General features: G+C 37.1%; 6 protein-coding genes and 1 pseudogene. 3 read left to right on the forward strand and 4 right to left on the reverse strand.

Translation table 11 applies throughout. The features are described from left to right. Window positions 1-41 precede the first annotated feature (41 nt). Window positions 42-419, forward strand: a pseudogene (locus ACFVT8_RS21385) (SDR family NAD(P)-dependent oxidoreductase); the annotation flags it as partial. Between the two features lie 225 nt (window positions 420-644). On the opposite strand, the gene ACFVT8_RS21390 reads toward ACFVT8_RS21385, so the two are convergent. Both ACFVT8_RS21390 and ACFVT8_RS21395 read right to left on the reverse strand, forming a co-directional pair. After that, window positions 645-4,832: an S-layer homology domain-containing protein gene (locus tag ACFVT8_RS21390; RefSeq protein WP_387085453.1), complete on the reverse strand. Its 4,188-nt coding sequence runs from the start codon at window positions 4,830-4,832 to the stop codon at window positions 645-647. Window positions 4,833-5,645: 813 nt separating this feature from the next. Next, window positions 5,646-7,214, reverse strand: a complete 1,569-nt coding sequence (locus tag ACFVT8_RS21395; RefSeq protein ID WP_387085450.1) for a sensor domain-containing diguanylate cyclase — start codon at window positions 7,212-7,214, stop codon at window positions 5,646-5,648. A 532-nt stretch (window positions 7,215-7,746) separates the two neighbouring features. Between ACFVT8_RS21395 and ACFVT8_RS21400 the strand changes: the two genes are divergently transcribed. Together ACFVT8_RS21400 and ACFVT8_RS21405 are read left to right on the forward strand one after the other, a co-directional pair. Then, window positions 7,747-8,658, forward strand: coding sequence for a CAP domain-containing protein (locus ACFVT8_RS21400; RefSeq protein ID WP_387085447.1), 912 nt, complete (start codon window positions 7,747-7,749; stop codon window positions 8,656-8,658). 418 nt (window positions 8,659-9,076) lie between these two features. Further along, window positions 9,077-10,261 carry a CaiB/BaiF CoA transferase family protein gene (locus ACFVT8_RS21405; RefSeq protein ID WP_387085444.1) on the forward strand — a complete coding sequence of 395 codons (1,185 nt, stop codon included), beginning with the start codon at window positions 9,077-9,079 and terminating at the stop codon, window positions 10,259-10,261. A gap of 57 nt (window positions 10,262-10,318) precedes the next feature. Here ACFVT8_RS21405 and ACFVT8_RS21410 read toward each other — a convergent pair whose 3' ends face one another. Both ACFVT8_RS21410 and ACFVT8_RS21415 read right to left on the reverse strand, forming a co-directional pair. Beyond that, window positions 10,319-11,815, reverse strand: a complete 1,497-nt coding sequence (locus ACFVT8_RS21410; protein ID WP_387085441.1) for a hypothetical protein — start codon at window positions 11,813-11,815, stop codon at window positions 10,319-10,321. Window positions 11,816-12,553: 738 nt separating this feature from the next. Further along, window positions 12,554-13,108 carry an HPP family protein gene (locus ACFVT8_RS21415; protein ID WP_387085438.1) on the reverse strand — a complete coding sequence of 185 codons (555 nt, stop codon included), beginning with the start codon at window positions 13,106-13,108 and terminating at the stop codon, window positions 12,554-12,556. Window positions 13,109-13,307 lie beyond the last annotated feature (199 nt).

The raw sequence follows: 13,307 nt of genomic DNA on the forward strand, positions 1-13,307 counted from the left end.
GCTAAGTAGGCACTACAAAATTATAATGACCAAGTAAAGTAATGATTGTGCAAAAAGGAGGGTCTATCATGAATATCTCCTCTATGTCTGGCATCATTGCGTATACCCCACTATTTCAAGCTTCCTATAACGCATCAAAAGCCGGTGTGAAATGCTTACGAAGAGTTTAGCAATGGAATGGGTAAAGCATTTATATAAAAGTGAATAAAATTGCTCCAGGATACATGAAAACAGAGCTGACAAAGTCGTATTTTGAACAAGATGGAGACATGATTGACACTTGGACGAGCCTTACACCTATGGGCAGACCCGGAACACCAGACGAACTAGGTAGTATTGCGTTATACCTAGCTTCGGAGGCTTCTTCTTTTGTTACAGGAGGCGTGTTTACTGTGGATGGTGGGTATACTGTGCTGTAGTTGTTAACCGTTTTAGGAAACATTTTTAAAGGGATCAATACCTTCAATAAAGGCATATTGATTCCTTTTTCTATGGATATTCTCATTAGTATACTTGCCCTTCTCTATTTATAGACTGCAATGAAGTGGAAGAGAAAGAAAACGCTTTCACCTTGCTCAACTAGATAAAAAAGAAGAAACCCATCAACTAAAAAATGTTGAAAGTTCCTTCTTTATTACTATTCTTTATTTTGTTATCTTATCCTGAACTTTATACATGTTACCGTATTTGTCTACAATTACAATCACGATATAATCCCCTTCGATAAACGGTACTGTTGGATGTGTAATAGGTTTCTCAGTACGTCCTTTTGAAAGTTCTGTTTGACCATTACCACTACTTAAGCTTATTAGTGCGCCAGATGTATCTGGTTGAATTACCTCTATTGGCTTAATTGCATCAATAACTGTCTGCGAATATGTTTTACTGTATGCTTTATAGTAGAATTTTGCCGCTTCCCCCGGTTGAACCGATGGATCAGCAAAGGTAAAGTCAAATGTTGCTAAAATATTTTTCCCTCTATCCGTTGAAATAGGTGGTTGTAATTTCGCACTTTCGATATTTGTTGTAAGTGTTCTGTAGATGTAAGAAGCTGTAGGTTTACTAAATGTCCAGCCACCTTTATCTTTAACTGTAGCATTTACAGTAAGATCAAAGCTTTGTATTACTTCATTAGCAAACTTGATAATTAGCTTACGTGGCTCCCAATCCTTTTTGCCTGTAGTATCTTCCCACTCCCACGATGCGTAGGATGGTGAAATAGCAGTATCTTTACCTGGTTCTACTAATTTAAAATCTGAATCCTTTAGATCAACGGCCTCTGAAAATGTTACTTCAAACGTTTTACCATCAATACGTTTAAAGATTGGATCTTCTACCTTTGGTGGTGTGCCATCTGAGAAGAATTTGTATGCCATAACACCTGTGCCATTTCCACCAGGAGTCAGGGTTATTGGTTTATTTTGTTTTTCATCAAATGTGTAAACTTTTGATTCTGTACCTACCTGTAGCATTGTTGCGTTATTATAGCGATCCTTTACAGCTACATAAAGCTCGTAATCTTGATGTTCTGATAAGGAAAGGTTAATTTCATTTGTATCTTTTCGCATATTACTAGCTGTTCCTCTAGCGATAACCTCTTCAGCGCTAGTTGGAACTGGGATAGTTGTATCATCAGCTTTCCTAAGGACATAGTAATAGGTTCCATCTTCGTCTGACATAAATTTAAATGTAGCTTTCTTGTCACCCTCAGCTATTTTTATTGATGTATTTTCAATTTTCGGTGGTGTTTGGTCATCAATAACATGTTTTGTTTGAATATCAGAAACATTTCCTGAACGATCTCGTAACACCATATAAATCGAATAGCTTTTAAATGGATCTAATGGTGGTGTTGTATTTGGAAGCGGAACTGTAACCTTTTGTTTTCCTAATTGAGCGGGTTTATTACCGCCACTACCGATAATAGCTACATCCTCTGTACCAACTTTAAATGTTTTCGAATTCAATTGAACAGCTTCAATTAAACGTAGACGATCATCACGTGTTAGCTTTAAGTCTGACTCCATAATCAAATAATGATAAGTACCTGCTTTTGATGCATTGAATTCAATAAGCGTCTGATCTTTTGCCGCATTAATCGCAGGTTCTCCTATAATTGTTAAGTAAGGCCATTCACCGTCTTTATGAATATATTCAGCCGTATTTCTAGGAACACTATTAGGCGGAATATTATTAATATTTTCGAATCCATTATCAGCTAAGTCTTTAACATTTGGAGAAATAGTTACAACTAAGTTATCACCATTTACAAATCCTGTTAACGAAGGGATTGTGAATATTAATCTTTTTTGTGATTTATTATAGACAACTTTTTCTGGACGAATTGGTTTTTGTAAGCCTTGATTGACAATCCCTGTACCCGTGAGTTCATAGTTCTCTACTTTTTCAGAAGAAACAGGATCTAACTCCTCACTCACTGTTACATAAAACTCATTTTTTACTTCATCAAGTAAAAACAGCTCGCCACCTACAATATATGGTGGGATATTATCAAGTGCACCTGTCTTAAAGCCTTTCGAAGCAGCTGGGTCTATCGAATAATTACCCGAATCATCCTTCATCACTACATAAAGTTCATACTCTGTTTCAGCCTCTAAACCTGTTAACATTTCAGTAATCCCAAGTTTACCTGCAACCGCCTTGCCCTTACCTGTTGGTTTAGCAACAATATCTGCTGTTGTTGGAGCAGCTGCAGTCGTCTTTTTACGCACATAGTAGTAATAGTCGCCTGGTTCGCTCGCTGTAAATGTAAACTCTGCACGTTTTCCACCACGTAGAGGTGTTACTGTTAAAGATTTAACAACTGGTGGTGTTCCATCTTTCATTTGGAATGATTGTGATTTAATATCCGAGACATTGTTCGCCCCGTCAACAACCATCACATAAACAACATATTCTTTTTTCTCACCTAATTTAGTGATTTTGAAAGTGTTTTTACCATTTACTGCTGCGCCTGTTCCACTTGCCACATTGTCAGTAGAAATACGATTTACCATTTCCTTTTTCGTTGGTGCATCGGAACCTTTTTCACGGACGATATAGTAGTAAGTTCCAACTTTATCTGAAGTGAAATCTACTTGTATCTCACTACCATTTAAAACTGTTACGTTCGTAATGTCGATTAAAGGCTTTGTTTTATCAGCTGGTTTTTGGTTTTCAAGATCATCTTTATCGATTGGTTTACCGTCTGGATCTGTAATTGTACCAATATTGTCTTTATCTTCTAGGAAGTCGTCGAAAATATTATTTGGTCCTTCACCCTTCGGTAAAATAACTTTGTCAACATACGTGTAATCTCCAAGATCAACCCAACCATATACATTATCAACATACAGAGTACCTACGCGACCATCTATATACAGTTCTAAATCTGTATAGCTATTGTAGTTAATCCAGTCAATATTGCCATCTCCGTAAATTGTTAGTTTCGTTTCTGTATCAAGGTTCAATGTGCCAATATTTCCTTGAATCTCAAATTCACGGACATTCCCGAAAATGTCTACACGTGGTAGCTTCATATTTGTTTCGATTTTTGTACCGCTTTGAGAGACGACTAGGCGTGATACAGTGCTGTTATAAAATTCAATATGTTTTTCAACATTTTTCATCGTCACTTTATCTTTAGACCAGTTCTCAAATGGCTTGTTTTTATCAGGATTCTTGTCGGAATTCTGATCTGTCCAATTTTGAAGATCTGTTGTCGGACCGTTATTGGACGAAGACGAGCCTTCATCATTTGGATTATCTGGATTAGACCAGTTGATAAATGCAGTATTGGTGCTTGCAATACGGCCAAGCGATAATGGCTTATAGTTGGTAGCGCCTAATTGTAAAGGTGGACGTACCGTTTCATTGACAAGCATTGTTCCAGTCAGTGTAACATTTGAAAATTCAATATAGTTCCCGTTAACAACGATTGTTGCACCAAAGGATCCATGATTGCCATCAAACTCTAAAAATCTTGAACTTGTCCCGCTAGCGTTCAATGTTAGCTTCGAAACAGAGCGAATGGTTTTGCCTGAAAGATCCCCTTCAATAAGCGCACCTTTTAGTACTGGGGCATTATCTTCGTTAAAAATATGCGAGAGACTTTCCGGTACTGAGTAAGGCTCACCATTTATGAAGACATTATCGTCTTCAACACCTGTAATTTTGTAAGATGTGGCGTTGCCCTTCTTCTCTTGTGAACGCACAATAAAGGAGGCAATTTGTCCACGTGTTACCGCATTATATGGTGAGAAAGTGACAGGTGTTGTTCCTTCTGTAATCTTTAAATCTACTAAAGTTTGAATATAGATAGCGTTGCTTGTTTGGCTAGTTACATCTTTGAAACTATGGTTGTAATTAGATGCTACTTCAAATTTAAAGCCAAGCACTAAAATTTTCGCTAATTGCCCACGTGTAATCACTTCATTAGGCATAAATGTTCCGTTTGAATACCCGGCCATGATTCCTGCATTTTGTAATGCAGCTATATACTTGTAGTATTCACTGCTTGTTGGGACATCTTTAAAATATGGATCTTGTACATTTTTTAAATCTAATTTTAAAACAGTTGCCAGCATTTTTGCTGCCTGACCACGTGTTACATTTTGATTTGGTCGAAAGGTTTTATCTGCATACCCACTAATCGCACCTTGAGAGTATAATTTTAAAATATTATCGTAATGGCTTGAATATTGGTTAATATCCGTAAATGGTGAAGTAGCCGCAGCTGCATTTTGTGGTGGTACTACAACAGCAATCCCACTAGTAGCAAAAACAGTTGCTATAAGTGCTTTGTTCACTTTTTGGACTTTTGTTTTATCCATCCCACTCTTCCTTTCATCTATGTATTTGATACGTTCAAAATATCATTTTCAACATACCCTTTATATCGACAGGTAGATAGTGAACCTTCATAGATAATTCTAAAATACTAGAAGAAAATCGTTAATAAAAAATGGTTAAGAACTCAAAAAAATTCCTCAGCAGCATAACGTGAGGTTGATTTCCGTTCCGACTGGCGCTTTGTTGCTGACGCTTCGCTTTCGCACAGATAAAACATTTGCCGCTGTCGCTTCGCTTTCGCGCAGATAAAACATTTGCCGCTGTCGCTTCGCTTTCGCGCAGATAAAACATTTGTTGCTGTCGCTTCGCTTTCGCTCAGAGCAGAGCTTCCTGGGGGCGTCCGATGAGTCGCTGATCTCCGAGGAGTCGCCCAGCCTCCACTCCAATCAACTTATTCAATGACATATTTTGTCCCAACCTTTTGATGAATCAAAAACCAATTTAGATACTACGCTCTCAGCCATCCAAACTGCTCTGCTAATCAATAATTAACTTTATCCCAAATACCTTTTACTTAATTTTCACCTAATATAAAAAAACCAAGGAGCATCGGTGCTCACTTGGCTTTAACGATATATAGGCATACATCTAGTCGTACTTGTGATGTCATAAGGGAAAGGGGGATAACCTTGCATCTTGTCAAGTCGGATCAAGAGATGTGTCCCGAGTTACGTATCATTTGAACTTGATTCACAAGTCGTATGGGGGATGACTTAAAAGTAGCTTGCCCAAATGATCACTGCATTAATCATGTACCCCAAAATTAGAAAAGTATGCTTGTTTCAAAACATTTTTTATTTATTTTTTTGCTCTGCTACCATGACTCGATTACGTCCAGCTTCTTTAGCAAGATACAGGACACCATCCGCTACCTCAATTAACTTTTCTGTCGTGTCGGCCATTTGTGGATATACTGCAACTCCAGCCGATAATGTAACAGGGCGACCACATGGACTTATAGTATGTGCTAAATTATTGCGCAATTGCTCGGCCACCTGTGCCGCTTCCTCAGCTGTAGTAGTTGGCAATAACATCACAAATTCCTCACCACCGTAGCGACAGCAAACATCTCCCTCACGAGCGACTGCTTTCATATTTTGAGCCAAAAATTGTAAAACTTTATCACCTACCGCATGACCATAAGTATCATTCACACTTTTAAAATGATCTAAATCCAGCAAAATGAGTGCATGTGGCAAATCGTTCTCAAGCCACTCAGCTAGCATCGCATCCATTGTGCGACGATTAGTTACACCTGTTAACGGATCTGTTGTAGATTGATCCTTAAAATAGGACACCTGGCCCTGTAAAAATGTTAAACTCCGAATGAGTGCACTTTTTAGAAAGTGCGCTTCAAAATACCAACTACGTACAGATTTCAAGCCTTCTACATTTTTCGATTCCATGCTCTCCTCTGTTAAAGTAGCTAATTGCTGTAAAGGATTGGCAATACGTGCTGCCATCCAAAGGACAATGATAATTGAAATTAGCATAAGCGGAATGGATTTTATAGCTACTTCCTGTACTCTATCAAATGAAGGAGCTAATGCTACCTTTAACGGTCTTTGAGCAACTACTCCCCAATCTGTTAAAGGTACAGCGCTATAACCAGCAAGCATTTCTACCCCTTTAGTATTTGTTACTTGCTGAGCCCCACTTTTTCCAGATACCACTGCTTGAACAACTTTATTATCAATAGCAATTTCATTAACGAGACTTGGGTTTTGATGATAGATAACACGCCCATCTGAATCAACTACGTACACATATGAACCATCATGATAATAATGCTCTCCGAGTAATTCATTAAAAACATTGCGTTCCTTTAAATAAATTGACCCAGCTACCATTCCTAAATATTCATTTGTCTCTGAAAATATAGGATACGAGATAAAAATAAGGAGACGCCCTGTAATTCCTTTATAAGGCTTTGAGACAAGCGGTTCCCTTTTAGATAGAGCCTCTTTCGCTCCAACTGATGTTAATACTTTACCTTGTACTTCCTCAGATGGTGGCGAAATAGATAATACATAACCTTTTGCATTTGTGATAAGAACAGAGTTAAACATGTTATTTTGCTTTTTCAAACGATCAGTTTCCTGAATTAATGCATTGCTATCATGCATTTTCGTCTTTATCGTACTGGCGCTATACCCTAAAATCTGAAAAGATTCTTCAAGATAGGAACTTGCGGTTGTTGCTAATTTCTGTGAATATACTCGATTCGTTTCAAGCGTATTTTCTTTAATCGAAGCAACATTCATACGGTAACCACTCCAAACGCTACCAATACCTGTTAAGAAAAAAGCAGCCATGGCAACACCCATGATTAAATACTTTAACTTTATCTGTTTTGATTTCATTATCTGTCTTTTACCCCTAGTTTATAATTTCTTCTATGGTTCTATTAAAGCACAAAAAAATTCCTTAATTAAGAAAATATCTTATATTGAGAATAAAGTATTTATAAAAATAGTACTTTTATATTCCCTCATATAACAAAAATAAAATAGTAGTCTCACCATAAAAAATTCGAAATGAAAATTTACCTTGTATATAGGCTGATTGGAGCGAGTACATATTCAGTTCCAGCTGGGCGCTTTGTAGCTGTCGCTTTGCTTTCGCTACAGAAAACAATTGCCGCTGAGGAATGAAGGCTCATCGGACGCCCCCTGGAAGCTTTGCTCTGCGCGTCAGCGAAGCGTCAGCAACAAATGTTTTATCTGTGCGAAAGCGAAGCGTAATCCCACGTTTTGATGATTAGCCATATAGTAGGGAAAGTTCCAGGATTTTAGCATCGTTAACGAGACAAAAATATAGTATTTTATATCTATAGAACTTTTATTATTTTGATAGATTTTTATTATAAATTTATTATTAGAAGAGGGTTTAAATATGTTGTTACGTAAAGTAGCTCCAATAATGGTTGGTTTAAGTATGGCCCTTCGGACGAATACTTCTCTCAATCCAAATAAGTCAGCTCGTACAAAAATAACAAATACACAAAAAAATTTGTCACTACCCAGCTTTCAAAGTGAATATAGAATGAAATGGTATCGAGTAGAGAAGGACTACTCCCCATTTTCCCTCGTAGGAAAGCATAATTCTTATGAGGTTGGAGGATATGAAACACTCACTGGGCATAGCGCCTTTGGTATTCCTATCGGTACTAATCGAATAGATGTGAATAGAAAATATGGTCTTCCGCTTAGAGACATTCACTATCAAAATACAAGCTTTTTGCTCGACTACAATGATTGTGAAGGCAATACTACACACGGTACCTATTTAATTGATAATCACTATGTTACTTTCTTCTATGATATACACAAAAACAATATTGTCCGTTCTATTATTTGGATTAACACCAAAACAGAATTAAGTAAACGTAGTTATTATGGTAAGCCTTCCAATGAGCTACGAACAGGACTAGAAGATTTAATGGTTGATCTTATTAACCATGAGCGGGTTATAGAAGGATTGCAACCGCTCATTTATGACAAAGGATGTAATCCTATTGCTCGGCAGCATAGTAGCAATATGATCACACATCAATTTTTTAGTCATGAAGATCATAAAGGCAATCATTCCAATGACCGTCTCACTACTGGTGGAGTTAATCACTATTGGTATGGCGAAAATATAGCACACGGTCAGCCAAATAGTATATTTGCCCATGAGGCACTGATGAATTCAAAAGGGCATCGTATAAATATTTTAAGAAAAGAATTTACACATATATTTGTTGGTGTCTGCTTTAAAGATAACGGTGCGCCCTATTATACGGTTAACTTCTATTCTAAGTAATTTGAATAGTTGAAGCTTATTGACGATGACCAATATACACAAAAATCTCTATGCAAACATCTATTGCATAGAGATTTTTTGTACCTTTACTGAAATAAAACAGAAAATCGGTCCCCTTCTATAAGTTGATCGGATTAACCAATCTGAACGAAATCCCCCCACCGAAGCGAAGACAATCCTACATTCTGAATTTTTTTACTTTTATTGTTATTCTGACATATAATTTTTTGACTAAATATTTTATAATAAAATTTAACATAGTCAAGCCATTAATTCTTCTGTTATAATACTGATAATTTATCATCACACTGTATTAATACAGTGTGATACATGCTTTTCACAAAATGGGGATTATGAGAAAAGCGCTACAATGCATTCTTGAATACAATGTAGCCTACACAAAAAGGGGTTGGGAGATTTGGGTATTTTAAAGGGGTTAAAAATTCTCGATTTTTCTGCATTACTACCGGGACCAATGGCGACAATGATATTTGCTGATTTAGGCGCAGAGGTTATTCACGTTGAATCATCAAAGCGCGTAGATTTAACACGTATTATGCCTCCTTACGACGACGATCATGAGGCGTATATTCATCAACATTTAAATCGTTCTAAAAAGTCATTAACATTAAATTTAAAATCGCCTGAAGCTATAGAAATTGTTAAGTCACTCGTGAAAGAGTACGACATCATTATCGAAGGATTTCGACCTGGTGTCATGCAACGACTCGGCATCGGCTATGACGCTCTAAAAGAAGTAAATCCTAAGGTTATTTATTGTGCTATTACAGGCTATGGACAAACTGGACCATATAGCAATCGGCCAGGACATGACAATAACTATTTATCGTTAGCTGGCATACTTGATTATTCACGCCATAAAGATAAAAAACCTGTCTCCATGGGTATTCAGCTAGCTGATATTGCTGGAGGCACGATGCATGCGGCAATTGGAGTACTTGCAGCTGCATTACATCGGGAAAAAACAGGTGAAGGACAATATATTGATATAAGTATGACCGATGCTGTATTTTCGCTCAATGCTATGTATGGGTCTGCCTATATTGGTGCTGGTCGTGTGCCTCAGCCTGAGCAGGAAATTTTAAATGGTGGCAGCTACTATGACTTTTACAAAACAAAAGATGGCCGATTTTTCTCAGTAGGAAGTCTTGAGCCTCAATTCCGCAGATTACTCTGTGAAGCACTTGATATTCCTGAGCTCATTGATAATACTTTTAATGATTCATACTATACACAAATTCGCTTTAAAGAGGCTGTTCATGATGCGTTCTTATCAAAGACTTACGAAGAATGGCTTGAAGTGTTTAACGAGAATTTCGAGGGGTGTGTCGAACCAGTATTAACTTTCCCTGAAGCATGCGAGCATCCTCAGCTCAAGGCACGTGACATGATTGTTGATATTCCCAAAAGCGACGGTACTTCGCAAAAACAAATTGCATCTGCTTTTAAATTTGACGGCGTTAAACCGCAGTACAAGCATGTCGGTGCTAAGCTTGGGGAGCATAATGAAGAAGTGTTAACTTTACTTGGCTATAGTGTTGAGCAAATCGCGGACTTAAAGGACAAAGGGGTTTTAGAATAATATCGTAGGTCAACTACTCGAAATAAAAAAAGTGTCTAATGATGCTTGTAAAACACATTAGACACTTTTTTGTATTTCTATTAAACGTGCACTTATAAAAACTCGTAGCTTTTCGAAATGATCGTCAATGAGTAAATATTTTTTATAAATTTCCATTAATTTTTCAAACAGCTCATACTGCTCTGTCACAAATAAAACTTTTAAAATATTAAGCATATGCAAGGATGCGCTCTGTGCTACCAAATGGCAAGGCGTTTCTGGTTGTCGATAATTTTGGCGCCATTCTTCCACAGACAAGCCAATATGCTGTAATGAATTATTCACATGGAGCGCAACATCCCGCTGAACTGACGCCTCAATCGCAATAAATTGCTCATTACTATAGTTGTTCTGTACTAAAGTGGCATGTATTTTTTTATTGGATGCTAGTACATGTTCCTTTAAAAGCAGGAGCCCCTCTTGGTAACGCTCCATTTTTACATAATGCTCAAGCAATACTGCATACAAGTTTTCTAAAAAATTTAGTTCATAATTTTTAATAATGGCAGGAGGTGTTGGCTTACGGTTCGGTAATAAGTCCTTATATTCCAACAAAATCTCTATCGCGTAATTACTAAGTCTTTCATCTTCTAATAAATACTCACCGTAGTGAATAACAGTTTCATGATTCTGCCCCTGATGTGCTATATGAAATAGAAGATATGCAATCAGAACTTTTTCTTTCTCTGTCAATGCATACATCGAATAACGCCAATCGGCTTCAAAGGAAGTAATTAGAGCTTTAACACATCGATAATCCCCTTTTGATAAGCGATAATGCGTTACAATTTGGTAAAGGTGTAACTGCTTTTTTGCCAAGCAAGTAGGATTATAGTTATCCACATAAGTTATACACTTATCCAACGTTTCTCTATAATTATCCACAAAGTTATCCACATGTGCACAAGTTTCTTTTGTAGATTGTTCAATATGACCCATCATTTCATGGATAAATGTGAATTGTTCTAATGGTTTGTGGATAAAAAGTGAATAAACTTTTTTCGTGAAAAGCCAATGCCAAAATTGGGCCTCTTCTTTATAAATCATATGCACGAAATATTCATTTTCAAATTTATATAAAAATATTGTTTGTAGTTCGTTAACTGGCAATGTAATTTGCAGCCGCTTCCCGAAAATTAGCCAGATTAATCGTTCTAGGTCCATTGTATGTTGTGCGAAAAGCTGCTCAAAAAAGGTCTCCTTGCCTTTTTGCGTGTAAAAAAAAGCATTGAGACGTTCATTAACAAATTTAGTATCTAAACCATGCTTGTTAAAAAAAGTTTGCATATCTGTGGTTACACGACCCCAATATTTTCGTGCAGTTGAAAACGCAATATTCATCGCTGCTTCCTCATTCACTAAAAATAAATCCGGTGACAGTGCAGTGCCTAGAATTTTCGGGTCAGCCGGTGAGTCAATCTCTGCCTCTAACCATTTTGAAAGTAATTTCTCAGCACCCTTTTCACCACTTTGTTTATATGTCATGAATAACTGCTCATCACAATCCAACAGCATGCAACTGGAGCCCCCCATCAAATTCAACCAACAAAAATCTTCCCCTATTCGTGTAAAATACTCGCTTAAATGTTTTAACACTCTTTCTTCAATATAACAAATCTTATCCAACATATGCTAAAGAAATTATGTTATGCATAAAAGAAATGACAACAAAATTATTCGCGTAAAATCGACAACTTTAACTACAACGCATAAAAAAAGCCATCTATAAAGGTCAACTGCCTCATAGATGGGTAAAAATTAAATTTGCTGTTTTAAAGCCTAACGGCAAATGAGCTCATTGGACAATTACTCATAAGTTGGTAGCCCATTTGTATTGTCACAAACGGCTCATTGCCTACGCTAATCAAAGCTAGCGCGATAGTACGCACAACTTAAAAAGCTATGCATCATTCACTAATACAATCGAGAAAAAGCATTCTCACAACAGTAGACGGGCGACCAGCAAAATAGTTACAAAAAAATACGTCAAAGTTTTTTGACGTATTTTTTCTGCATCGAAAGCGTAGCGACAGATGCAAAAGCTCTTCCATCAAATTTTTGATGGATTTTTTTCTGCCCCGAAAGCGTAGTGGCAGGGGCAAAAAGGTTTTCATTACGTCAAAGTTTTTTGACGTATTTTTTCTGCATCGAAAGCGTAGCGACAGATGCAAAAAGTTCTTCCATCAAATTTTTGATGGATTTTTTTCTGCCCCATTGGAACGCATTTTTCCGCAACTTGCTTAAATTTATTCCTCACCAAAACAAAGGATACTTCCGTGTTTCTCGTAGATTATTTATCACAAGACCAAAAACTACGATAATGAAAGCGCCAATAAGGACGGGCATTACTAGATAGCCCCATCCATAGCCTCCTAAAATAATAATAATCGGATTTGCTCCTGCTGGCGGATGAATGATTCCTAATAAGGCCATAAAAAAAATGGTTAAACCTACACCAAGGCTAATGGATACAATGCTTGTCCCCAATAGTGAATACATGATTAAGCCGATGACAGCTGAAATTAAATGACCTCCGATAATATTTCGAGGTTGAGACAATGGCGCATTCCAAACGACAAATACGAGTACACAGCTCCCACCAAGTGATGCCATTAGCCATGGCGCCCCTGTAAAGTTAGTCAACCAAAGCAATACGGAAATACATATTAATCCGCCGAATGCACCTGTTATGGCATCAGCAAAATTTGTTCGTGAAGGAGCATGTCCCCCACCTTTCATCTTGAATATGTATGTCTTAATAGGGTTTGCTTTTTCTTCCTTGTCCTGCAAACGTACGAAATCTGCCATGAGTCACCTTTCTTTCTATCCAAAATTCTATAGAATCGTGTCGAATTATTTGTATCTTCTAAGCTTGTTTTATTATAACAACTACTGATTATTTTCGAAATGTCGAATTTTAGACATAATTTCAAATAGCATCTTACTTTTACCATATAAAGGTTCAGTAGTTTTTCGCCCAAGACACAAAAAAAGCAAACTATGAAAT

This window comes from Lysinibacillus sp. NPDC058147 (assembly GCF_042884205.1).
GTDB lineage: Bacteria > Bacillota > Bacilli > Bacillales_A > Planococcaceae > Lysinibacillus.